This window comes from Oscillibacter valericigenes, assembly GCF_021531915.1.
Classification (GTDB): Bacteria; Bacillota; Clostridia; order Oscillospirales; family Oscillospiraceae; genus Oscillibacter; species Oscillibacter valericigenes_A.
Window position 1 is genome coordinate 90,281 of record NZ_JAFBIV010000006.1, and the last position, 23,618, is coordinate 113,898.

At 60.6% G+C, this 23,618-nt stretch carries 24 protein-coding genes and 1 tRNA gene; 19 read left to right on the plus strand and 6 right to left on the minus strand.

All coding sequences use genetic code 11. The features are described from left to right. Window positions 1-84: 84 nt before the first annotated feature. Window positions 85-1,299, plus strand: coding sequence for a diaminopropionate ammonia-lyase (gene dpaL / locus JQM66_RS06285; protein WP_235229031.1), 1,215 nt, complete (start codon window positions 85-87; stop codon window positions 1,297-1,299). Between the two features lie 55 nt (window positions 1,300-1,354). On the opposite strand, the gene JQM66_RS06290 is transcribed toward dpaL, so the two are convergent. The 4 genes from JQM66_RS06290 to JQM66_RS06305 all read right to left on the minus strand — a co-directional run bounded on the left by JQM66_RS06290 (window position 1,355) and on the right by JQM66_RS06305 (window position 4,774). Then, a complete protein-coding gene (locus tag JQM66_RS06290) occupies window positions 1,355-2,452 on the minus strand; it encodes a DUF4179 domain-containing protein (RefSeq protein WP_235229032.1) in 1,098 nt (365 codons plus the stop codon). After that, window positions 2,449-2,961: an RNA polymerase sigma factor gene (locus JQM66_RS06295; RefSeq protein ID WP_235229033.1), complete on the minus strand. Its 513-nt coding sequence runs from the start codon at window positions 2,959-2,961 to the stop codon at window positions 2,449-2,451. Before JQM66_RS06295 ends, JQM66_RS06290 begins: the two co-directional genes overlap by 4 nt. Window positions 2,962-3,074: 113 nt before the next feature. Next, the gene (locus JQM66_RS06300) at window positions 3,075-3,578 is read right to left on the minus strand and encodes a hypothetical protein (protein ID WP_235229034.1); all 504 of its coding nucleotides are present in this window, start codon (window positions 3,576-3,578) and stop codon (window positions 3,075-3,077) included. A 23-nt stretch (window positions 3,579-3,601) separates the two neighbouring features. Then, entirely contained in the window at window positions 3,602-4,774 is a 1,173-nt protein-coding gene (locus JQM66_RS06305; protein ID WP_235229035.1) for an NAD(P)-dependent malic enzyme, read from the minus strand. A gap of 134 nt (window positions 4,775-4,908) precedes the next feature. Between JQM66_RS06305 and JQM66_RS06310 the strand changes: the two genes are divergently transcribed. Beyond that, window positions 4,909-5,343: an RrF2 family transcriptional regulator gene (locus JQM66_RS06310; RefSeq protein ID WP_235229036.1), complete on the plus strand. Its 435-nt coding sequence runs from the start codon at window positions 4,909-4,911 to the stop codon at window positions 5,341-5,343. Window positions 5,344-5,373: 30 nt separating this feature from the next. On the opposite strand, the gene JQM66_RS06315 is transcribed toward JQM66_RS06310, so the two are convergent. Beyond that, window positions 5,374-5,571 carry an alpha/beta-type small acid-soluble spore protein gene (locus JQM66_RS06315; RefSeq protein WP_235229037.1) on the minus strand — a complete coding sequence of 66 codons (198 nt, stop codon included), beginning with the start codon at window positions 5,569-5,571 and terminating at the stop codon, window positions 5,374-5,376. 240 nt (window positions 5,572-5,811) lie between these two features. Here JQM66_RS06315 and sfsA point away from each other — a divergent pair, with 240 nt between their 5' ends. Both sfsA and JQM66_RS06325 read left to right on the plus strand, forming a co-directional pair. Next, window positions 5,812-6,492 carry a DNA/RNA nuclease SfsA gene (sfsA, locus tag JQM66_RS06320; protein WP_235229038.1) on the plus strand — a complete coding sequence of 227 codons (681 nt, stop codon included), beginning with the start codon at window positions 5,812-5,814 and terminating at the stop codon, window positions 6,490-6,492. 15 nt (window positions 6,493-6,507) lie between these two features. Continuing rightward, window positions 6,508-7,083, plus strand: coding sequence for a manganese efflux pump MntP (locus tag JQM66_RS06325; RefSeq protein ID WP_235229039.1), 576 nt, complete (start codon window positions 6,508-6,510; stop codon window positions 7,081-7,083). Between the two features lie 202 nt (window positions 7,084-7,285). Here the strand turns inward: JQM66_RS06325 and JQM66_RS06330 are convergent. After that, window positions 7,286-7,361 (minus strand) — tRNA-Ala (locus JQM66_RS06330). A 306-nt stretch (window positions 7,362-7,667) separates the two neighbouring features. On the opposite strand from JQM66_RS06330, the gene JQM66_RS06335 reads away from it, so the two are divergent. From JQM66_RS06335 to JQM66_RS06405, 15 genes are all read left to right on the plus strand, one after another. Beyond that, window positions 7,668-8,726: a D-alanine--D-alanine ligase family protein gene (locus JQM66_RS06335; protein ID WP_235229040.1), complete on the plus strand. Its 1,059-nt coding sequence runs from the start codon at window positions 7,668-7,670 to the stop codon at window positions 8,724-8,726. A gap of 4 nt (window positions 8,727-8,730) precedes the next feature. Next, window positions 8,731-10,104 carry a UDP-N-acetylmuramoyl-tripeptide--D-alanyl-D-alanine ligase gene (locus tag JQM66_RS06340; RefSeq protein WP_235229041.1) on the plus strand — a complete coding sequence of 458 codons (1,374 nt, stop codon included), beginning with the start codon at window positions 8,731-8,733 and terminating at the stop codon, window positions 10,102-10,104. After that, the gene (gene abc-f / locus JQM66_RS06345; protein WP_235229042.1) at window positions 10,097-11,998 is read left to right on the plus strand and encodes a ribosomal protection-like ABC-F family protein; all 1,902 of its coding nucleotides are present in this window, start codon (window positions 10,097-10,099) and stop codon (window positions 11,996-11,998) included. Before JQM66_RS06340 ends, abc-f begins: the two co-directional genes overlap by 8 nt. 22 nt (window positions 11,999-12,020) lie before the next feature. Further along, entirely contained in the window at window positions 12,021-12,788 is a 768-nt protein-coding gene (locus tag JQM66_RS06350; RefSeq protein ID WP_235229043.1) for a YdcF family protein, read from the plus strand. A 9-nt stretch (window positions 12,789-12,797) separates the two neighbouring features. After that, window positions 12,798-13,286 carry a flavodoxin family protein gene (locus tag JQM66_RS06355; RefSeq protein WP_235229044.1) on the plus strand — a complete coding sequence of 163 codons (489 nt, stop codon included), beginning with the start codon at window positions 12,798-12,800 and terminating at the stop codon, window positions 13,284-13,286. Between the two features lie 40 nt (window positions 13,287-13,326). Further along, entirely contained in the window at window positions 13,327-14,400 is a 1,074-nt protein-coding gene (gene prfA, locus JQM66_RS06360) for a peptide chain release factor 1 (RefSeq protein WP_235229045.1), read from the plus strand. Window positions 14,401-14,421: 21 nt separating this feature from the next. Next, window positions 14,422-16,089 (plus strand): L-threonylcarbamoyladenylate synthase, encoded by a 1,668-nt coding sequence (locus JQM66_RS06365; protein ID WP_235229046.1) that lies wholly within the window; start codon window positions 14,422-14,424, stop codon window positions 16,087-16,089. Next, window positions 16,082-17,488, plus strand: coding sequence for an aminopeptidase (locus tag JQM66_RS06370; RefSeq protein WP_235229047.1), 1,407 nt, complete (start codon window positions 16,082-16,084; stop codon window positions 17,486-17,488). The genes JQM66_RS06365 and JQM66_RS06370 overlap by 8 nt, the downstream gene beginning before the upstream one ends. 113 nt (window positions 17,489-17,601) lie before the next feature. Then, window positions 17,602-18,048, plus strand: coding sequence for a MarR family winged helix-turn-helix transcriptional regulator (locus JQM66_RS06375; RefSeq protein WP_235229048.1), 447 nt, complete (start codon window positions 17,602-17,604; stop codon window positions 18,046-18,048). Continuing rightward, on the plus strand, window positions 18,041-18,598 hold the full coding sequence (locus JQM66_RS06380) for a flavodoxin domain-containing protein (protein WP_235229049.1): 558 nt from the start codon (window positions 18,041-18,043) through the stop codon (window positions 18,596-18,598). Before JQM66_RS06375 ends, JQM66_RS06380 begins: the two co-directional genes overlap by 8 nt. A 217-nt stretch (window positions 18,599-18,815) precedes the next feature. Next, entirely contained in the window at window positions 18,816-19,256 is a 441-nt protein-coding gene (locus tag JQM66_RS06385) for an ACT domain-containing protein (RefSeq protein WP_235229050.1), read from the plus strand. A 14-nt stretch (window positions 19,257-19,270) separates the two neighbouring features. Next, complete coding sequence (locus JQM66_RS06390) at window positions 19,271-20,464, plus strand: homoserine dehydrogenase (protein ID WP_235229051.1); 1,194 nt, start codon at window positions 19,271-19,273, stop codon at window positions 20,462-20,464. A gap of 71 nt (window positions 20,465-20,535) precedes the next feature. Further along, entirely contained in the window at window positions 20,536-21,747 is a 1,212-nt protein-coding gene (locus JQM66_RS06395; RefSeq protein WP_235229052.1) for an aspartate kinase, read from the plus strand. Window positions 21,748-21,871: 124 nt separating this feature from the next. Beyond that, the gene (locus JQM66_RS06400) at window positions 21,872-22,141 is read left to right on the plus strand and encodes an ACT domain-containing protein (RefSeq protein ID WP_235229053.1); all 270 of its coding nucleotides are present in this window, start codon (window positions 21,872-21,874) and stop codon (window positions 22,139-22,141) included. A gap of 14 nt (window positions 22,142-22,155) precedes the next feature. Beyond that, window positions 22,156-23,514: a PFL family protein gene (locus tag JQM66_RS06405; protein ID WP_235229054.1), complete on the plus strand. Its 1,359-nt coding sequence runs from the start codon at window positions 22,156-22,158 to the stop codon at window positions 23,512-23,514. Window positions 23,515-23,618: the final 104 nt, after the last annotated feature.

The following is a 23,618-nucleotide window of genomic DNA, read 5'->3' on the forward strand; positions in this document are numbered from 1 at the left end:
CCCGGGTTTCTATGGTATGATGATATCAGAATCTAACAAAAAATTTGTTTGACTAAAAATTTTTTTAAGTGAGTGGTGAGGATCATGAAAGAGAAGATCAAATGGGTCGCAAACAACATGCCGGCCAGCGATGACCGCCAGCTTTCCATCATGTCCCTGAGCAACGTGGCAAAGGCGCGCTTTTTCCACAACAGCTTCCCCCAGTACACTGTCACCCCCCTGGCCCGCCTGGACGGCATGGCCAAGTACCTGGGCCTGGGCGGCCTGTTCGTGAAGGACGAGTCCTACCGCTTCGGCCTCAATGCCTTCAAGGTGCTGGGCGGCTCCTTCGCCATGGCCCGGTTCATTGCCAAGATGGTGGAGCGGGACGTCAGCGAGATGACCTATGACTATCTGACCAGCGAGGCCTTCAAGGAGGAGTTCGGTCAGGCCACCTTCTTTACCGCCACCGACGGCAACCATGGCCGCGGTGTGGCCTGGGCGGCCAACAAGCTGGGCCAGAAGGCCGTGGTACACATGCCCAAGGGCAGCAGCCAGAGCCGCTATGAAAACATCAAGAAGGAAGGCGCTCAGGTCACCATCGAGGATGTGAACTACGATGACTGCGTCCGCATGGCTGCCGCCGAGGCCGCTGAGACCTGGCACGGCGTGGTGGTCCAGGACACCGCCTGGGAGGGCTACGAGGAGATCCCCTCCTGGATCATGCAGGGCTACGGCACCATGGCTGCCGAGGCCGGTGAGCAACTGCGCCAGATCAACGTGAACCGTCCTACTCACGTGTTCGTGCAGGCGGGCGTGGGTAGCCTGGCCGGCGCTGTGGTGGGCTATTTCACCAACCTGTTCCCCAACGATCCCCCCAAGTTCGTGGTGATGGAGGCCATGGCCGCCGACTGCCTGTACCAGGGAGCTCTGGCCGGTGACGGCAAGCCCCGCATCGTGGAGGGCGATCTGCAGACCATCATGGCGGGCCTTGCCTGCGGCGAGCCCAACATCCTCTCCTGGGATATCCTGCGGAACCATGTCTCCGCCTTTGTGTCCTGCCCCGACTGGGTCAGTGCCCGGGGTATGCGGATGCTGGGCGTGCCTGTCAAGGGCGACCCCACCGTCATCTCCGGCGAGTCCGGCGCCGTGGGCATGGGCCTGCTGGCCGCTCTCATGGAGACCGACGAGTACAAGGACCTGCGGGACCATTTGGGCCTGGACCGGTTCAGCCAGGTGCTGATGTTCTCCACCGAGGGCAACACCGACCCCATGAAGTTCCGCAAGGTGCTGTGGGACGGCGAGTATCCCACGGTGTAATCGCAGACTACATATGAAAAGACAGCAGCGGCATGCCGCTGCTGTCTTTTTGTGCTCAGGTGTTGGGGACCTGTGTGAGAGTATCCAGCTCCAGCCAGACGCCGCCCACCCGGATGGCCTCTACCTGGGCGGGGTCCACGATGCGGTCAAAGGAGCCGGTATAGCCGCTGCCGCGGATATAGCCATCCTCGTCTTGCTCTGTGGTGCTGCCCCGGGAACTCGTGGGGCTGAACTCCTCGCTGTTTACCCGGATGCGGTCCACGGCTACGGCGTAGTGGATGTCTTCGGAATCGTATTGACCCTCTGGGAAGGGGACTGAGAGCTCATAGGTGATCGATGCCCGGAAAGGGGAGACCTCCGCACCGGTGACATAGATGTCATAGTCCTCCCGCTCCGCCAGCAGGGTCCGGCCCGTATAGCGGACGGTGGTGTCTTTTTGACGAGCGGTGAATGTGAACTCGAAGGGACCGGCTATGGTCATATCATGGAACTCCAGATTTTCCAGGTGCAGGACCAGCTCATTGCTCTCATACAGGGAGCGGCGGGCTTCATCCTTTACCAGAAGACAGAAACTGCCGGTTTCGTCATCCCGGGCGCCGGTGATCTCCAGATGGGAAAAGCGGACAGAATTCTTCCATATGAGCTCCATCATTTGATCGATCTCTTCTTCCGTCAGATGGGGAGCCTGCAGCGAAAGAGACTTCCGCATCTCCGCTTCCGACTGGAGCAGCCAGGACTCTTTGGCATCTACCTGCTCCCACAGGCAGCCGGGAATATCCTCTCCGGTCAAGGTCAGGGAAAGAAGCATGGTGTTCCCGTCCCAGATAGCGCCGTGCAGGGTCATGGTCACGCCGTCTGCCGTCTGGCTCTGACCGATGACAGTTCCGATGCTGGCCAGCAGCTCCTCGGAGGCCTCCGGCTCCGCCGGGTCCGCCGCCACCTGACGAAACCACTGGGAGAACTGGCCTGTCACCATGGCGTAGCCGCAGGCAGAGAGCACCAGCACGGCGGCGATGGCCATGACCAGCCAGCGGCGCTTCCTGCGGCGGGGCATGGCAGAGCGGACGCGCTTTTCAATGCGGGTCTGGGATACTTCGTCCAGAGGCATGACGTTGGTGTCCAGAGAATTGGTCAGGTCATACCAGTCGTTCATCGCGGCACCTCCCTTTGCAGCGTTTGGCGGACCCGGTGGAGCCGGGAACGGACGGCGGCTTCCGTCAGTTCGTAGCGCTCTCCAATTTCCGCTGCAGTTTCCAGCAGCAGGTAATGGCGGAGGAAGATCTCTCCGTCCGGCGGGGAGAGAGTGCGGATGTAGTCCGCCAGAGCGGAGGTCAGCACCTCCCGTTCCAGAAAATCCGAGTCGGCGCCGTCCTGGTCGAACAGGGGAATCTCGTTCCGGCGGCGAAGCTGCCGCCAGCGGTCAATGGCCAGGTTCCGGGCGGTGGTGATGACGAAGCCCCGGAGAGTGTCGGGATTTAATGTGTCCCCGTTTTTCCAGACGGCGATGAGGGTGTCCGCCGCTACTTCTTCCATGTCGGCCTGACGGCCCGGCAGCAGGCGGCCCGCAATGGCGGCGGCCAGGGGTGAATAGCGGGCCGACAGGGCGGCCAAAGATTCCTCCGGGGCGGAGGAGAGGCGGGAGAGCAGTTCCCGGTCTGTCACGGCGGCACCTCCTTTGGGTGGATTCCCATAGAGTACGATGGAAACGGGGAAAACGGTGCAAAAGTTTTGGGAAAATTTTCAGCCCCGCCCGGTCCGGGCGGGGCTGCGTGGGTTTATTGCCAGCCCATGGCGGTGAGGAAGTCCGTCAGGGCGTCCTGGGGCATCTGTTCTGCCGGGTCCTCCACGGCGGAGAGATACAGGGTGCAGTCATCCTTTTGCAGGTCAATGACCAGAGCGGAGTAGTTTTTCCGGTAAGCGAAACCGGCGTTTTTATAGCCGTTCCAGTTGTAATTATTGGCACCAAAGCTGCACCAGCCGTAGAACCAGCCGTCCAAGGATTCGTCGATATACATGCCAAGGTCACTTTCATTTTGGAAGGTCTCAGCTTCAATGACGATGTGGCCGTTCAGATCGAATTGATCCCGCGTTAAAGAATAGACATGCTTGCCGGACATGGTAACGGTGACGGTTTCCACCTTCTCCTTGGTGTTCGGGTCATAGATGCCGCCAGTGTAGGTATGCTCGCCAATGTCCACGGGAATGGAGACCATGGGCAGCATAATGGCGAAAAAAGCGAGAAAAATGATGAGAAGAATCAAATTTTTGCGGTCCTTCATAGCAGCTCCTCTCTGATGGAAGTTCAGATGCGGGCTACACCGGAGTCGTAGGCGGCCTGCTTGACGGCGGCGGCCACGGCGTCTGCCACCCGAGGATCAAAGGCGGCGGGGATGATGTAGTCGGCGGACAGGTCATCGCCCACCAGATCGGCCAGAGCATGGGCGGCGGCGATCTTCATGGCGTCGTTGATGTCGCTGGCCCGGGCATCCAAAGCGCCCCGGAAAATGCCGGGGAAGGCCAGAACGTTGTTGATCTGGTTGGGATAGTCGCTGCGGCCGGTGGAGATCACAGCAGCGCCGCCGGCCTTGGCGTCGTCGGGGAAGATCTCCGGGGTGGGGTTGGCGCAGCCGAACACGATGGCGTCCCGGTTCATGGTCTTGACCATCTCCGTGGTCACCAGGTTGGGGGCGGAGAAGCCCAGGAAGATGTCGGTGCCCACCAGGGCATCCGCCAGCGTTCCGGTCTGGTGAGAGCGGTTGGTGCGGGCGGCCATTTCCACCATGTAGGGGTTCATGCCCTCAGTGTGGCCCTCGCAGATGATGCCGGGCTTGTCGCAGAGGGTGATGTTTGCAAAGCCTGCGCTCAGCAGCAGGCGGCAGACGGACATGCCGGCGGCGCCTGCGCCGTTGATGACCACCTTCACATCCTCGGCGCGCTTGCCCACCACCTTCAGGGCGTTGGTCAGGCCTGCCAGGGCGATGACGGCGGTGCCGTGCTGGTCATCGTGGAACACGGGAATGTCGCAGCGCTCTTTCAGCTTCCGCTCAATCTCAAAGCAGCGGGGGGCGGAGATATCCTCCAGGTTGATGCCGCCGAAGGAGCCGGCCAGCAGGGCCACGGTGTTGACGATTTCGTCCACATCCTTGCTGCGGACGCACAGAGGAATGGCGTCCACGCCGCCGAAGGCCTTGAACAGAACGCACTTGCCCTCCATGACCGGCATACCGGCCTCGGGGCCGATGTCGCCTAGGCCCAGGACGGCGGTGCCGTCGGTGATGACTGCCACGGTGTTCCAGCGGCGGGTCAGCTCGTAGCTCTTGTTGATGTCCTTCTGGATCTCCAGGCAGGGCTGGGCCACGCCGGGGGTGTAGGCCAGGGACAGAGCGTCCTTGCTGTCCACCGCCGCACGGGGGGTCATTTCCAGCTTGCCCTTCCATTCATAATGCAGACGCAGGGATTCTTTTGCGTAATCCATGATGAAATCACTCGCTCTCTCAAAAAATCGTACTTATTCTATTTGAAAATTCCAACATTGTCAATTCTTCGGTAGAAATACTTGAAATCCCGGAAATCCTATGGCAAAATAGGAATTGAAAAGGAGGTGCGGCCATGAAGGTTTCCACAAAAGGACGGTACGCGCTGCGGCTGATGACGGACATCGCCGCCCATGACGGGCATGGATATGTATCTCTGAAGGATGTGGCGGAGCGGCAGAACATCTCCATGAAGTATCTGGAGCAGATCGCGGGACTGCTGGCAAAGGCGGGGCTGCTGGCCAGCGGCCGGGGCGCCCAGGGCGGCTATCGGCTGGTGCGGGCGCCGGAGGATTACTCCGTGGGCAGCATCCTGCGGCTGACGGAGGGGACCCTGGCTCCGGTGGCCTGCCTGGCGGGGGAGTCCAACAGCTGCGAGCGGTGCGGCGAGTGTCCGACCCTGGACTTCTGGACGGGGCTGTACGCCGCGGTGAACAACTACATCGACCGCTACACGCTGGCGGACCTGCTGGCGGAACAGACGCGGAAACAAACGGGAGGACCGGCCTGAGCCGGTCCTCCTTTGGATTCCAGCGGGAAGTTACAGGGACTTCTCGTAGGACTCGATCATCTTCTTGACCATCTGGCCGCCGACAGAGCCGGCCTCGCGGCTGGTCAGGTCGCCGTTGTAGCCTTCCTTCAGGTTGACGCCAACCTCGGAAGCGGCTTCCATCTTGAACTTATCCATGGCGGCACGGGCCTCGGGGACATTCAGCTTGTTGGAATTCTTGCTAGACATAACTTCGTTTCTCCTTTTCATCAAATTCTTGGGTCAAACTTGTGGGTTCCTTGGGTATCGCAGCCATAGCTTATGTCGAAACGACAGGGATATACGTTTTTTCTGACGGAAAAAATTGCAAAATGCAGCAACTGTCTCTCCGGCTCGCTGTGACGGTGCCGAAGAGCAAAAGGGTTTTCAAGCCGGTGCGGGTGTGCTATACTGAAGTTCTGCTGATAACCTGCGGGAAGGGGAGAGAGGATGCACTATCAGCATGTGATCCCGGGACGGTTTATCGACCGGCCCAACCGGTTCATCGCCCATGTGGAGACGGAGGACGGCGTCCAGCGTGTCCACGTGAAGAATACCGGCCGCTGTCGGGAACTGCTGTTGCCCGGCGCCACCGTGTACCTGGAACGAGGGACCAGTCCCAACCGAAAAACGCCCTATGACCTGATTGCCGTGGAGAAAGGGGAACGGCTCATCAACATGGACTCCCAGGCCCCCAACAGGGTCTTTGGTGAGTGGGCGGCGGCCGGTGGCTTTTTGCCCGGTGTGACCGCTATCCGGAGCGAATACGTTTGCGGAGATTCCCGGTTGGATTTCTGCATCGAGACGGAAAAGGGACTGCATCTGGTGGAGGTCAAAGGCGTGACACTAGAAGAAAATGGCCGTGCCCGCTTTCCCGATGCACCCACGGAACGGGGCGTCAAGCACATCCGGGAATTGCAGAAAGCCGTAGAAAAAGGGCTTGACGCCACATTGTTTTTTGTGGTACAAATGGAGAACATCGACTGTGTTTCACCCAATGACGACACACATCCCGCCTTTGGCGCAGCCCTGCGGGAAGCAGCGTTTTTTGGCGTGAACGTTTGCGCTTATGACTGCGCGGTAACGCCGGACAGCCTGACCATCCGGCGACCGGTGCCAGTGATTTTATAATAGGAGCGTTTTTGTATGGGAATCTTGGAATTGCTGCTGATCGGTGTGGGTTTGTCCATGGACGCCTTCGCGGTGGCTATCTGTCAGGGGCTTTGCATGAAGAAGCTGAACTGGCGCCACGCCGCTGTGATCGCCCTGTTCTTCGGAGGCTTTCAGGCGCTGATGCCGCTGATCGGCTGGTTCCTGGGCTCTCAGTTTGCCGGGTACATTCAGAACATTGACCACTGGGTTGCCTTTGTGCTGCTGGTCCTCATCGGCGGAAACATGGTGCGGGAGGCTCTGTCCCCGGAAGAGGAGGAAGTGGCCTGCGCGGTGGAGAGCAAGCTGGACTACAAGCAGCTGTTTCTCATGGCCGTGGCTACCAGCATTGATGCCCTGGCGGTGGGCGTGACCTTTGCGTTCCTGGAGGTCCCCATCATTCCGGCTATTTCCATCATTGGCTGCACCACCTTCTGCCTCTCTCTGGTGGGCGTGGCTGTGGGCAACTTCTTCGGCACACGTTATAAGAAGCGGGCGGAACTGTCCGGCGGTATCATTCTGATCCTGTTGGGCGCCAAGATCCTGCTGGAGCATCTTGGAATTTTGGGATAAAGAAAAGCAACCGCGAAAGCGGTTGCTTTTTTTGCATGAGCAGGCATATGAACCAGAAGCGGAAAAATCTGCAAAAGAAATACAAGGGCTGCAGATAAAACCAACAGGCAATCATCGATGCTGTCTGAATTTCCGAGAGTCCACTTTTTTCGATAAAAAGTAAAGGTTTTGCATTGAAAACAATGCAAAACCTTTACTTTCTTGGTGGAGATAAGCGGGATCGAACCGCTGACCTCTTGACTGCCAGTCAAGCGCTCTCCCAGCTGAGCTATACCCCCGAACCGGAGCATTTGAAAGTATAGCAGGTTGGCACCGACTTGTCAACACAAAATTGATGAAAGTATAAAATTTTTTGAGCTGCTTCAAAGCGGATTATATCAAATAAAGAGCTGCTATAGAAAATAGCGCTGCGGCAGCTTTTTTACGCTGCCATTTCAAGGCAGTATATTCTTTCGGGCAGCAACCAGGCAATGCCCCGGAAGTTGGAGTTGTAATCGGCGGAGGCTTGTGATAAAATAATATGAATTATAATAACTATTATAATAGCATTGGTATGCCTATAGCAGGAAGGGAAGCGAAGCTCCATGAAGATCGTTGTATTGGCGGGGGGACTGTCCACGGAACGGGAAGTCTCCCTGGTGACGGGCACCTCCGTGTGCAGGGCCCTGCGGCAGAATGGCCACAAGGCCATTCTGGTGGACCTGTTTTGGGGTTTGGAAGAGGTCCCTGCGGATCTGGAAACGTTGTTTGACGCACCGGACGGCCTGTGTCCCGACGCGAAGATCGCAGTGACCGCACCGGACATTGAGGCGGTGAAAAAGAGCCGGAAGGACCAGAGCGGACGGCTCTTCGGACCCAACGTGCTGGAACTGTGCTCCCTGGCGGACATCGTATTTCTGGGTCTCCACGGCCAGGACGGCGAGGACGGCCGGGTCCAGGCCACCTTTGACCTGCTGGATATCAAATACACCGGCGGCGGCTACTTGGCCTCCGGCCTGGCTATGGATAAATCCATGACCAAGCGGATGATGGACTCTGCCGGCATCCCCACGGCTCCCTGGCGGGATATTCCGTCTTACACCGAAGCCGATATCCCCGCCCTGACGGCGGAGCTGGAGGTCCCCTGCGCGGTGAAGGTGGTCAACGGCGGTTCCTCCATCGGCGTGGCCCTGCCGGATACCAAGGAGGAACTGGAAGCGGCACTCCGCGAGATGCTGCGGTACGGCAGCCACATCATCGTGGAAAAGAAAATTCGCGGCCGGGAACTGACGGTGGCGGTCCTGGGGGACCGTGCCCTGCCTGCTGTGGAGATCGTGCCTGCTGTGAAGGAATTTGACTATACAGCGAAGTACCAGACCGGCGGCGCCCGGGAGATTTGCCCCGCTCCCATTACGGCGGAGCAGCAGGAGAAGATGGGGGCTCTGGCCCTGAAGATCCACCGGACCCTGGGACTGGAGGTCTACTCCCGGACGGACTTTTTGCTGGACGAGGAGGGGCACTTCTGGTGCCTGGAGGTCAACTCCCTGCCGGGTATGACCTCCGCCAGCCTGGTGCCCAAGGAGGCAGCGGCAGCAGGCCTGACCTACAATGAGCTGTGCGAGGAGATCGTGCAGCGGTCCTATCGTTTGAAGAGGAGAGGTTGATTCGATGCAGCCTATGACCATAAAAGAGATCGCGGCCGCTGTGAACGGCGTCTGGTGGAATCCCCGGGAGGACGCGGCTCCTGTGACTGCCGTCTGCACCGACAGCCGGAAGATCACGCCCGGCTGCCTGTTTCTGCCCTGGGTGGGGGAGAAGTTCGACGGCCACGATTTCATCGACATGGCTCTGGACAAGGGCGCCGCGGGTTGCCTGTGTGCCAAGCTGCCCCAGGATATCCGGCGGGACAAATTCTACATCAAGGTGGACGACACCCGTCTGGCCCTGCGGGCCATGGCCTCCGCCTACCGGGACAAATTTGCCATCCCCTTTGTTCAGATCACCGGCAGCGTGGGCAAGACCACCACGAAGGAGATGATCGCCGCCGTCTTGGGCGCCAAATACCGGACCCTCAAGACGCCGGAGAATTTCAACAACGACATCGGCACCCCGCTGACCCTGTTCGGCCTGGGGCCGGAGCATGAGGCTGCCGTCATCGAGACTGGCATGAACCACTTCGGGGAGATCGAGTATCTGGGCGCCCTGGTGCGGCCGGATGTGGCGGTGATCTCCAACATCGGCGATGCCCACATCGAGTTCCTGGGCAGTCGGGAGGGGATTTTAAAGGCCAAGTGCGAGATTTTTGAACATTTGAAAGAGGGCGGACTGGTGGTCCTCAACGGCGATGATGCCCTGCTGAACACCGTCCAGGTGCCCTTCCGGACCATCCGCTGCGGCCAGTCTGAGCACTGCCAGGCCCGCATCACGGAGATCGCGGATCACGGGGTGGACGGCATCACCTGCACGGTGGTGACGGAGAAGGATACCTATGCCCTGACTGTCCCCGCCCCCGGGGCCTACATGGCCTATTCCGCCTCCATCGCCGTGGCGGTGGGCGAGGAGCTGGGCCTCAGCCACGAGGAGATTGTCCGGGGCGTGGCTGCTTATGAGCCCGCCGGCTCCCGGATGCGGGTGGTCCATCTGCCGGAGGGCCGCATCCTGCTGGACGACTGCTATAACGCCAACCCCCAGTCCGTCACGGCGGCGCTGGAGGTGCTGGCCAAGACCGAGTGCGACCGCCGGGTAGCTGTACTGGGAGATATGGGAGAGCTGGGCGCCCTGACGGACCAGGCTCACTACAACATGGGTGCTCTGGCGGCCATGCTGGGCATCGACTTTGTGGCGGCCATCGGCGAAAAGGCCGCCCGGATCGCGGACGGAACCGCCCAGAGCGGCGGCGAGGTCCTGCATTTTTCAACCAAGGAGGAAGCCCTCAAGACGCTGAAGGAGGAACTGAGGCCCGGCACCGCCATGCTGGTGAAGGCCTCTCACGCCATGCACTTCGGCGCCTTGGTGGATGCGCTTCAGGAGGACTATGATTGAGATACAGGTAAACGGCCTGGTGAAATCCTTTGAGGTGGGGAAGAACGTGCTGGACGGCCTCACCTTTCAGATCGACCAGGGCGAGCGGGTGGGCCTGCTGGGAAAAAACGGCGCCGGCAAGACCACCCTGTTCAAAATACTGACGGGAGAGATGGACTACGACGAGGGCCAGGTGACCATCGGTCAGGGCCGCCGGGTGGGCCTGATCTCCCAGATTCCGGTGTACCCTGCCGGGTATACGGTGGAGGATGTGCTGCGCTCCGCCTTCGCCCGCCTGCAAAGATTAGCGGAGGAGATGGAGCAGCTGGCGGACCGCATGGCGGCGGGTGAGACCGACCCCGCCATCCTGCGGCGGTACGGCGCTCTCAGCGAGCGGTTTGAGGTTTTCGGCGGCTACGACACCGACGTGGCGGTCAACAAAATCGCCAACGGCCTGTCCATTTCCCGGGAAATGCGGGAGCAGTTGTTTGACAGTCTCTCAGGCGGCGAAAAGACCCGGGTGAACCTGGGGCGCCTGATCCTGGAGGACACGGACATCCTGCTGCTGGACGAGCCTACCAACCACCTGGACCTCCACGCCACGGAGTGGCTGGAGGAGTATGTCCGGGGCTTCCGGGGCACCGTGGTGACCATTTCCCACGACCGCTACTTCCTGGACCGCATCGTCACCCGGGTCATTGAGATCGCCGACGGCAAGGCGGAGTTTTACAGCGGCAATTACAGCTTCTATGCCGTGGAGAAGGAACGCCGGTTCCAGGAGCGCATGAAGCAGTACGAAAAAGAGCAGGCCAAGATCGAGCAGCTGGAGAAGGCGGCGGAGCAGCTGCGGATGTGGGCCTTCCAGGGCATGGACAAAACCTACCGCCGGGCCATCTCCATGGAAAAACGCATCGAGCGGATGCGGACCACATCCAAGCCCACCAAGGCCAAAAAGATGGACGCCCGGTTCTCCACCGCCGAGTTCCACGGGGACGAGGTGCTGTCCCTGCGGAATCTGGCCAAATCCTATGGGGACAAGCACCTGTTTGAGGGCATCAGTCTGAAAATTGAGGGCGGCGAGCGCATTGCCCTCATTGGCGACAACGGAACGGGCAAGTCCACCCTGATCAAAATGATCATGGGGGAGCTGTATCCCGATGACGGCCGTATCCGCACCGGCCCCCAGGTGAAGGCGGCCTATCTGCCTCAGATCATCCACTTTGACCATCCGGACTGGAATCTGGTGGAGAACATGATGGCCGCCAAGCGGGGCCTTTCTGCCCAGTCGGCCCGGAACCGGCTGGCGGCCTACGATTTCCGGGGCGAGGATGTGATGAAGTCGGTCTCTGTCCTGTCCGGCGGCGAGCAGAGCCGCCTGCGGCTATGCATGCTGATGGACGACGACATCAACTTCCTGATCCTGGACGAGCCCACCAACCACCTGGACATCGACTCCCGGGAGTGGATCGAGGAGGCGGTGGAGGCCTACGACGGCACGCTGCTGTTCGTCAGCCATGACCGCTACTTCATCAACCGCTTCGCTACCCGTGTCTGGGAACTGGCGGACGGCACCATCACCGACTATCCCATGGGCTTTGCCCAGTACCGGCAGATGAAGGCACAGGAGGAAGCGGAAAAGACAGAAACGCCAAAACCTGTGAAGGAGAAAACCGTTACAGAGCGTCCCCGGCCCGCCAACCGTGCCCAGCAGGTGGCCCGGAAGCAGCTGACCATCTGCGAGCGGGACATCGGCAAAACGGAGGAGCGGATGGCGGCGCTGGACGCCGACATGGAGGCCGCTGCCTGCGATTATGAAAAGCTGAACGAACTGTTGAAGGAGAAAGAGAGTGTGCAGGCGGAGTTGGACGCCCTCTATGAAAAGTGGGAAGCCCTCAGCCTGGAGGCGGGGGAGTGATCCCGTGCAGAGGAATCATCCGATGAAGTTATCTGAAAAACTCCAATGCGTCGTGGCAGCCGTGCTGGCCTTGGCGGGCGTCGTGCTGATGACCGTCCGGGCCTGTGGCATGCGGTTTTCCGGCTTTTTGCTGGTGGGGCTAGCGGTCATACTGGCAGCAGCACTGCTGTTGGACCGTTGGGCGGCTGGTTCCAAAACGGGCCGCCTATGCCGGAGAATTTTCCAAATCGCACTGACCTTAGCGCTGGTGCCGCTGATCTGCATAGAGAGCTATGTCATCAACGTTGGACGCTCCGACCTGTCCGCTCTCCCCGCCGACGCGGTGGTGATCCTAGGTGCGGGCGTCAACGGCACGCAGCCGTCCCTGTCCCTCTATACCCGGCTAACTGCGGCGCTGGACTATCTGGAGGAGAATCCGGACATCCCGGCGGTGCTCACCGGCGGAAAGGGCTACGGCGAGGAGATCACTGAGGCCCAATGTATGTACGACTGGCTCACCGCCCACGGTGTGGACGGCGGCCGGCTGATTTTGGAGGAGCAGGCCGGAAATACGGCGGAGAATTTCGCCTTTTCCAAGGAACTGCTGGAGAAACAGGGCATCGACCCGGCGGAGGACAACGTGGCGGTGGTCACCAACGACTTTCACATTGCCCGGTCCCGGCTCATCGCCGCCCGGCAGGACTATGGACACGCCTTCGGCATCCCGGCCAGACTGCCTTGGCGCCATCTGGAAGTAAACTATTATCTGCGGGAAGCCTTTGCCGTGGTGAAAACGTGGATATTTGACTGAGGTATTTACATGAGTGATATTTTGTGCATCTATTACTCCCGGACGGGACATACCAAACAGACCATGGAAGAGATTGCCCGGGAACTGGGGGCGGAGATCGTGGAGCTGCGGGACGGCGTGAATCGAAGCGGCTGGCAGGGCTGGTTTCGATGCGGTCTGGACGCCATGCGCAAGACCACCCGCCCTCTGCGGAAGTTTGAGACCGGCCGGCCCCTCCAGGATTACCGGCTGGTGATCGTGGGCACCCCCGTGTGGGCGGGCCGGTGCAGCTCTGTGGTGCGGAGCTTTTTGAAGGAGCACGGCGGCAGCCTGCAGAACGCCGCCTACGTCATCACCCGGGGCAGCGAGGACAAGAATGAGGAGGTCTACGAGCAGATGGACCAGTATACCCCCTGCGGCCACTGTGCCGCCGTCTCTCTGCGGACCGGCTCCGTGGGCTACGCCTTCTGGGAGGAGGAGTTCCTGCGGCAGGTGCGGGAGATCCTGAATCAGCAGTAGGGAGGGGCCTTTTTCAAAGATTTTGGAAAGGAGCACCCCCATGCTGGATAAACTAAAGCAGCTGGCCCTGCGGTATGAGGACTTGCAGGCCCAACTGGCAGACCCCGCCGTTTACGGCGACATGGACAAGCTGAAAAGCATCAACCGGGATTTGAAGGAGCTGGGCCCGGTGGTGGAGGCCTATCATGCCTACCAGCAGGCCCTGTCGGACCGGCAGGCGGCGGAACAATTGCTCCACGACCCGGATTTCCGGGAGCTGGCCCAGGAGGAACTGGCTGACGCCGGGGAACGGCTGGAGCGGCTGGAGCAGGAGTTAAAGCTCCTGCTGCTGCCCAGGGACCCCAACGACCGCCGCAATGTCATCATGGAGCTGCGGGGCGGCGTGGGCGGGGAGGAGAGCGCCCTGTTTGCCCACTCCCTGCTGCGGATGTACACCATGTACGCCCAGTCCAGGGGCTGGAAAATCGACATTGTGAATATGAACGAGACGGAGCTGGGTGGCGTGAAGGAGTGCAGCGTCGTCATTGAGGGCGAGGGTGCCTGGTCACGGCTGAAATTCGAGAGCGGCGTCCACCGGGTCCAGCGGGTGCCGGAGACGGAGTCCGGCGGCCGCATCCACACCAGCGCCGCCACGGTGGCGGTGCTGCCGGAGGTGGAGGACGTGGACGTGGAGCTGAACCCGGCGGACATCGAGATGCAGGTGTTCCGCGCCTCCGGCGCCGGGGGACAGCATGTCAACAAGACCTCCTCCGCCGTGCGGCTCATCCACAAGCCCACCGGCACGGTGGTGGAGTGCCAGCAGGAGCGGAGCCAGTTCCAGAACCGGGACAAGGCCATGCGCATCCTGGCCTCCAAGCTCTATGAGGAGGAACGGGAAAAACGGGATGCCGCCGAGGCGGCGGAGCGTCGCAGCCAGGTGGGCAGCGGCGACCGCAGCGAGCGCATCCGGACCTATAACTTTCCCCAGGGCCGGGTGACAGACCACCGCATCGGACTGACCCTGTATAAGATCGACGCCATTATGGACGGCGATCTGGACGAACTGATCGACGCCCTGGTCACGGCGGACCAGGCAGAGAGATTGAAAAACGGCGCGGACGCCGACCAACGATAGAAGACAGAAACAGAGGCGAACATGATGCAGACGATATATTACGATTTGCGGGACACCAAGGGACAGCAGAAGGAGATCGAGGAGAAGATCAGTGCCGCCGCCAAGATCCTGCGGGAGGGCGGTCTGGTGGGCATCCCCACGGAGACGGTATACGGTCTGGCTGCCAACGGCCTGGACCCGGTGGCCGTCAAGCGCATTTTTGAGGCCAAGGGCCGTCCCCAGGATAACCCCCTGATCCTGACCATTCCCGGACAGCAGTGGCTGCCCCGGTTCTGTAAGGACATTCCGCCGCTGGCCTACGTGCTGGCCCGGAAGTTCTGGCCCGGTCCCCTTACGATGATCTTAAAGTGCCGGAAGGACGTGGTCCCCGACATCATCACCGCAGGGCTGGACACCGTGGCCATGCGCTGCCCCAACCACCCCGTGACCCTGGCCATCATCCGCGAGGCGGGCATCCCCGTGGCGGCCCCTAGCGCCAACACCTCCGGCCGCCCCAGCTGCACCACGGCCCAGGACGTGCTGGAGGATATGGACGGCAAGATCGAGGGCGTGGTGGACGGAGGCCCCTGCACCGTGGGTGTGGAGTCCACCATTCTGGACCTGACCTGCGATCCGCCCAGGCTGCTGCGTCCCGGCGGACTGCCTCTGGAGGCCCTGGAGCAGCTGATCGGTCCCATCGCCGTGGATAAGGCAGTCACCGGAGCGCTGGCGGAGGGCGAACAGCCTAAGGCCCCCGGCATGAAGTACCGCCATTATGCCCCCAAGGCCCCTGTGACCGTGGTCACCGGCGCCCCGGAGGCCTCCGCCCGGGTAATCCGGCAGCATGTGGGTCCAACCAGCGGCGTCATCTGCTTCGACGAGTATGTGGACCTCTTCAAGGAGCAGAAGGTCCAGCCCCTGGGCCCCAGCGGCGACAAGCTGATCCAGGCCCAGCGGGTGTTTGACGCTCTGCGGGCCTTTGACTCCAGTGATGTGACGGAGATCTATGCCCAGTGTCCCGACAACCGGGGACTGGGACTGGCTGTAAGCAACCGCCTGAAAAAGGCGGCAGGCTTCCATGTCATCGAGGCGGACAGCCTGCGGGTGGTGCTGGGCATCACCGGCGGCACCGGCGCCGGCAAGAGCAGCGCCCTCCAGGCCATCGAAGACCTGGGCGGCGTGGTGGTGGACTGCGACAGGGTGTACCATCAGATGCTGGCGGAGGACCAGGAGATGCGCAACGCCATCAATGCGGTGTTCCCCGGCGTGTTCCGTGCGGACGGCTCCCTGAACCGCCAGAAGCTGGGCCAGGAGGTCTTTGCCAAGAAGGAACGGCTGGACAAGCTCAACAATATCGTCTACCGCTTTCTGATCCCGGAGATCCAGCGGCTGGTAGGGGAGGGTGACGGCCTGTATGCCATTGACGCCATCAACCTGCTGGAGAGCGGTCTGGACGGCCTCTGTGACCGCACTGTGGCGGTGACGGCCCCTATGGAGCTGCGGGTCCGTCGCATTATGGCCCGGGATGATATTACGGAGCAGTACGCCCGTATGCGCATCAGCGCCCAGAAGTCAGACGAATATTACCGCACAAAATGCGACTGCGAACTGAATAATGCCGCCGATACGCCGGAGGCCTTCCGGGAGGAAGCACGGCTGTATTTCAAGCGGCTCATTGACAGCATCAAGGAGGAAAAATCTCATGGATAAGGACGCATATAAGGAGCTGAAGAAGAAGCTGCTGTCCACCAAAAAGAACGGCTATGATCTGGTGAGTGCCGGGGACCTGAAAGCCATGGAGGACTATTGCAAGGGCTACATGGCTTTTCTGGATGTCGGCAAGACGGAGCGCCTCTGCGCCGCTGAGACCATCCGTCTGGCGGAGGAGAAGGGGTACAAGCCCTATGTTCGGGGCATGGAGGTAAAGAGCGGTGACAAGCTGTACCTCTGCAACCGGGGCAAGTCCGTCCTGCTGGCCCACATCGGGAACAAGTCCCTGTCCGATGGCGCCCAGATCGCCGCTGCCCACATCGACTCTCCCCGGCTGGACCTGAAGCCCAATCCCCTGTATGAGGACAGCGAGCTGGCCTTCTTCAAGACTCACTACTACGGCGGCATCCGCAAGTACCAGTGGGTCACCATTCCCCTGGAGTTGCGGGGCGTGGTGGCGCTGAAGGACGGCACCAGCGTGAAGGTGAACATCGGCGGCGACCCCGGCGATCCCACCCTGGTCATCACGGACCTGCTGCCCCACCTGGGACAGGAGCAGGCCAAGAAGCCTCTGGCTTCCGCCATCCCCGGCGAGACCCTGAACCTGCTGCTGGGCAGCCGCCCCATGGGTGACGAGGAGGAGTCCGGCCGGGTGAAGCTGGCGGTCATGCAGATCCTGAACGAGAAGTACGGCATCACCGAGGACGACCTGACCTCCGCGGAACTGGAGGCCGTCCCCGCCGTGAAGGCCTGCGACATCGGCCTGGATCGCTCCATGATCGGCGCCTACGGCCACGACGACCGGGTCTGTGGCTACGCTGCCCTGAAGGCCCTGCTGGACCTGGAGGAGACGCCGGAAAAGACCGCCGTCTGTGTTCTGGCGGACAAGGAGGAGATCGGCTCCGACGGCGTGACCGGCATGCAGTCTGCCGCTTTTGATACCTTCATGGAGGACCTGTGCGCCGCCCAGGACGTCCCCGTCCGGGTGTGCTTTGAAAAGTCCTTCTGCCTCAGCGCCGACGTGACGGCGGCCTATGACCCCGACTATGCCGAGGTTTACGAAAAGAGGAACGCCGCCTTTGTCAACTACGGCATCGGCCTGTGCAAGTACACCGGTGCCCGGGGCAAGTCCGGCGCCAGCGATGCCGACGCGGAAACTGTTGCCTATGTCCGCCGCCTGTTCGATGATGCCGGTGTCGTCTGGCAGATCGCGGAGCTGGGCAAGGTGGATGCCGGCGGCGGCGGCACCGTGGCCATGTATATGGCCAACCGCAACATCACCACCCTGGACGCCGGCGTGCCGGTGCTCTCCATGCACGCCCCCTTCGAGGTAGTCTCCAAGCTGGACTGCTGGGAGACCTACAAGGGCATGAAGGCCGTCTATCAGGCGGAGAAATAAGGCTCACAAAAGCCCCTGTACGATCTGGTACGGGGGCTTTCTGCTTGACAAAATGCAACCTATTGCGTATAATACGCAATAGGTTGCTTATTTAATGGGGAGGAGGCATCACGATGGAAGTTCCGACAAGGGAATACCTGTTTGGCAGCATCTTCCTGCTGGCTAACAGGCTGCAAACGCTGGGGGACGGCTATCTGGAGGAGGTCACCCTGAAGCAGTGGCTGCTGCTCATTATGATCCATGTGATGGACCGGGACCAGCCCTCTGTGACGGAGGTGGCGGACTTTATGGGCGGCACCCGGCAGAACGTGCGGAAGATGCTGGAGGTTCTGGAGGGAAAGAGCTTTGTGACGTTGAGTGCAAACTCACTGGACCGGCGGACCCTGTCGGTGGCTTTGACGCCTAAAACGGAACAGCTTTTTGTGCGGTTCCAGGCTAAGGGTGATGCCTTTCTGGACCGGCTCTTTGATGGAATCCCACCGGAGGATTTGGAAGCTACCCGCCGGACGGTGGAAGCACTGTTTGAAAATATGGAAAGGATGGGGGAGGAGCATGTCTGATAGCGCGGTCATTTATGCGTCTCATTACGGCTTCACGGAGGCCTACGCCCGCTGGCTGGCGGAGGAGCTGGCGGCAGACCTGCTGCAAGTCGGCAAAGTCAGGAGGGAGGACCTGGAAAAGTACGGCACTGTTGTCTACGGCGGCGGGCTGTACGCCGGGGGCGTCAACGGCATTTCTCTGCTGGTGAAAAATGCGGAACGCTTACAGGGAAAGAAGCTGTATCTCTTCACCGTGGGAGCTTCCGACCCAATGGACCCGGAAAATATTGCCAACATCCGAAAGGGCATCGACAAGGTTCTGCCGCCGACCATGCTGGAGAGCATCAAAATTTACCATCTGCGAGGCGGCCTGCGTTATTCCCAAATGATCATGGTCCACCGGACCATGATGGCTATGCTGCGGAAGGTGCTGCTGAAAAAGCCGGAAGCGGAGCTGCGGAGCGAGGACCGGGCCCTGCTGGAGACCTACGGCCAGGATATCAGCTTCCTGGACCGGGCCGCCATTGTCCCACTGGTGAAAGATATCCGGCAGGGGACAGTGTGTGCCTGACATACACCGAAAAAGACTGCCTTCGGGCGGTCTCTTTTTGGGCTGTTTTGAGAGAAAATCCACCAGTCCTGTCATTTTGCCCACGGAGGGCGGACAATTCGACAAAACTTTCCATGATTCCGCCAAAGTTTTTTTGCCTGATTGCGGTTGCGCCGAAGACAAAAATATGGTACTATGAACGACGTGAAAGGACAAATGACCGTAGGAGGCGGACGAAATGGCAAAAACAATCAAATACTACATTGTAGCGGCGGACGCCCTGCCGGAGATCTTCATCAAAGTGGCCGAGGCCAAGCGAATGATGCAGACCGGCGAAGTGGACACCGTGGGCGCGGCCACCCGGCTGGCCGGCATCAGCCGCAGCGCCTTTTACAAGTACAAGGATTCCGTGCAGCCTTTCAATGACATGAAGTCGGAGCACATCATCACCTTCTACGGCATGCTGAAGGATACCGCCGGTGTGCTGAGCCGGGTGCTGTCTGTGTTCGCGTCCTCCGGCGCCAACATCCTCACCATCAACCAGTCCATCCCCACCAACGGCTGCGCCGCCGTCACCATCTCCGCCGAGACCAGCGAGATGGCGGAGTCCCTGGAGCAACTGCTGGCGGACGTATCCGGCCTGGACGGCGTGGTGAAGTTTGAGATCCTGGCAGGCTGAGAAGGAGAGAGAGCATGATACAGATCGCGATCATGGGCCTTGGCACCGTCGGCACCGGCGTGGCCAAAGTCGTGGCGGAAAACGCCAAGCAGATCGAGCGAAAGCTGGGGGAGCCCCTGCAGGTGAAGGCCATTCTGGTCCGACACTTCAAGGATGGGCCTTACCGCCAGTTGATGACCGACGATTTCAAAAAAATCGAAGAGGATGACGACATCCGCGTGGTGGTGGAGACCATCGGCGGCGTGGAGGCGGCCTACGAGTATACCAAGCGGGCGCTGATGGTGGGCAAGCATGTGGTCACCGCCAACAAGCAGCTGGTGGCGGAGCATGGCTGCGAGCTGCTGGAGCTGGCCCGGAAGAAAAATGTCAACTACCTGTTCGAGGCCAGCGTGGGCGGCGGCATTCCCATCCTGCATCCTCTGACCCAGTGCATGGCTGCCAACCGCATCGACGAGGTGTACGGCATTCTGAACGGCACCACCAACTATATTCTGACCCGTATGGTCCGCACCGGCGCCTTCTTCTCCGACGCCCTGCGGGAGGCCCAGGCCAAGGGCTATGCCGAGGCCGACCCCACCGCCGATGTGGAGGGCATAGACGCCGGACGCAAGATCTGCATTCTGGCGGACCTGGCCTTCGGCCATCAGGTGGACCCGGCCAACGTACCCATGGAGGGCATTACCAAGCTGTCCCTCCGGGATGTGAAGATCGCCCAGCGGGCGGGCTACCGCATCAAGCTGCTGGGCAGAGCGGTCCGGCTGCCCGGCGGCGGACGCACCGCCTATGTGGCTCCACATCTGATTTCTGAGGACAATCCCATCTCCGGTGTGGAGGACGTGTTCAACGCCATCATGGTAAAGGGCAACGCCACCGGTGAGGTCATGTTCTACGGTAAGGGCGCCGGTGAGCTGCCCACTGCCTCCGCCTGCGTGGCGGACGTGATGGAATGTCTCCAGGCCAGCCCCAAGCGGGAGGAGATCGGCTGGTCTTCCGAGACAGCCGGCTTTGAGGACCCCCTGGAGCTCCATACCCGGTATTATTTCCGCATTGAGGGCAGCCTGACCGACGCCGCCATGGCCTTCGGCCAGGTGGAGGTCCTCAGCGAGGACGGTGAGACCGCCTTCCTGACAGACCGCATCAGCGGTCAGGATGCCATGCAGCAGTCCAAGTTCCTGAACGTATTGGCCTGTATGCGGGTACTGGCATGATTTCCAAACGCCTTCCGTCCGCGTATAATAGGGCGGAGCCCCCAATCTGAAGCAAAGAAGGAAGCACGACTATGAGTTTGATCGTACAGAAATTCGGCGGCAGTTCCGTAAAGGACGCCCAGCGCATCAAAAACGTCGCCGGTATCATCGCGGAAACCTATTTGCAGGGCAACGACGTGATCGTGGTCCTGTCCGCCCAGGGTGACACCACCGATGACCTGATCGCCAAGGCGGAGGAGATCAACCCCCACGCCTCCAAGCGGGAGATGGATATGCTCCTGTCCACCGGCGAGCAGATCTCCGTGGCCCTGTGTGCCATGGCGCTGGAGTCCATGGGCCTGCCCTGCGTGTCCCTGACCGCCTGGCAGGTGGGTATCCAGTCCACCAACGTCCATTCCGACGCCCGCATCAAGAAAATTGATTCCGAGCGCATCCAGTCCGAGCTGGACCAGCACCGCATCGTCATCGTCACCGGATTCCAGGGCGTGGACCGCAACGGCGATGTGACCACACTGGGCCGCGGCGGCTCCGACACCAGTGCTGTTGCCCTGGCGGCTGCCTTCCGGGCGGACCTGTGCCAGATCTATACCGATGTGGACGGTGTGTACACCACCGATCCACGCCTCGTTCCCAATGCCCGCAAGCTGGAGGAGATTACCTACGACGAGATGCTGGAACTGGCGTCTCAGGGCGCCCAGGTGCTCCATAACCGCAGCGTGGAGCTGGCAAAGAAGTTCAGAGTGAATTTGGAAGTCGTGTCCAGTCTGGAACGCAAGCCTGGCACGAAAGTTAAGGAGGTCACCAAAGTGGAAAAAACCAATATTGCCGGTGTGGCAAAGGACACCAGCATCGCCCGTGTCGCCCTGATCGGCCTGCAGCATAACCCCGGCGTCGCTTTCCAGGTCTTTGACCTGCTGAGCAAGCACAACATCAACGTGGACGTGATCCTGCAGTCCATCGGCCGTGAGGCCACCAAGGATATCACCTTTACCGTACACAAAAAGGACCTGGAGGAAGTGGAGGATATCCTCAACGAACACAAGGAGGCCCTGCGGTTTGACCACATTGAGGCCGACGAGCACATCGGCAAGGTCTCCATCGTGGGCGTGGGCCTCATGAGCAACTGCGGCGTGGCCGCCAAGATGTTCGAGGCCCTGTACGAGGCCGGTGTCAACATCCAGATGATCAATACCTCTGAGATCCGCGTCTCCGTGCTGCTGGACGAGGCCGATGTGAACCGCGCTGTCAAGGCTATCCACGCCAAGTTCTTCGACGAAATTTGATTATACACAAAGGGGCGTACGGTTCCGTGCGCCCCTTTTATACATCCTTTGGATTTACAGAGCCTTGCTTCGTATGTTAAAATAAACTATTCAACAGAGACACCGTCTCGTCAGGAGGAAACTTATGAATGCTATCGTGACTGTTGTCGGCCGGGACCGGGTGGGCATCATTGCCGCCATCTGCAACAAGCTGGCCGGCTTCAACGTGAACATCCTGGATATCTCCCAGACCATTCTGCAGGGCTCCTTCACCATGGTCATGGCCGTGGATGTGGGCGCTGCCACCGCCAGCTTCGGCGATCTGAGTGCCGCATTGTCTGATCTGGGGAGCGAGATGGGTCTTTCCATCCGCATCCAGCGGGAAGAGATCTTCAACGCCATGCACACCATCTGAGGGGGGAGAGGACCATGCTCAATCAGAAAGACATCCTCTCCACCATCGAGATGATCGACCAGCAGCATCTGGACATCCGCACCATCACCATGGGCATCTCCCTGCTGAGCTGCTGCGACCCGGACCCCAAGCGGGCCTGTGAGAAGATTTATGAGAAGATCACCCGCTACGCCGAAAAACTGGTGAAAACCGGCGAGGACATCGAGCGGGAGTTCGGCATCCCCATCGTCAACAAGCGCATCTCTGTCACCCCCATGGCTTTGGTGGCGGGCGCCAGCGACGCGGAGGACTATGTGCCCTTTGCACTGGCCCTGGACCGGGCGGCGGAGACCTGCGGCGTCAACTTCATCGGCGGCTACTCCGCTCTGGTGCAGAAGGGCATGACCATGGCGGACGAAAAGCTGATCCGCTCCATTCCTGAGGCCCTGGCCCGGACGAAGCTGGTTTGCTCCTCTGTCAACGTGGGTTCCACCAAGGCGGGTATCAACATGGATGCCGTGGCCCTCATGGGCCGCATCATCAAGGATACCGCCAAGGCCACTGAGGCCGACGACGGCCTGGGTTGCGCCAAGCTGGTGGTGTTCTGCAACGCCGTGGAGGACAACCCCTTCATGGCCGGCGCCTTCCACGGCGTGGGCGAGGCGGAGAAGGTCATCAACGTGGGCGTCTCCGGCCCCGGTGTGGTGCATCACGCCTTGCAGACCGTCAAGGGCCAGCCCTTCGATGTGGTGGCGGAGACGGTGAAAAAGACCGCTTTCCGGGTGACCCGCATGGGCCAGCTGGTGGCCCAGGAGGCATCCCGCCGACTGGACACCCCCTTCGGCATCGTGGATCTCTCCCTGGCTCCTACTCCCGCCATCGGCGACTCCGTGGCCCGCATCCTGGAGGAGATGGGCCTGGAGACCTGCGGTACCCACGGCACCACGGCGGCCCTGGCCCTGCTGAACGACGCGGTGAAGAAGGGCGGCGTCATGGCGTCCTCCTCTGTGGGCGGCCTCTCCGGCGCTTTCATCCCTGTTTCTGAGGACGAGGGCATGATCGCCGCCGCCCGGGCCGGTACCCTGTGCCTGGACAAGCTGGAGGCCATGACCTGCGTCTGCTCCGTGGGCCTGGATATGATCGCCGTCCCCGGCGACACTCCGGCGGAGACCATTTCCGCCATCATCGCCGACGAGGCGGCCATCGGCATGGTGAACTGCAAGACCACCGCCGTCCGCCTGCTGCCCGCCCCCGGCAAGACCGTGGGAGATACCATCGAGATGGGCGGCCTGCTGGGCAGCGCCCCTGTGATGCCGGTCCACTCCGAGTCCAGCGCGGACTTCATCGCAAGAGGAGGCCGTATCCCTGCCCCCATGCACAGCCTGAAGAACTGAGAAACCGTTAAAAAATCCGTCCGAAAGGAATTGAAGTGACCCCGAAAAGTTAGACAATAATTGCAATCAAAAATTGTTCAAGCAACCGAGAGGGCTTGTTGTCT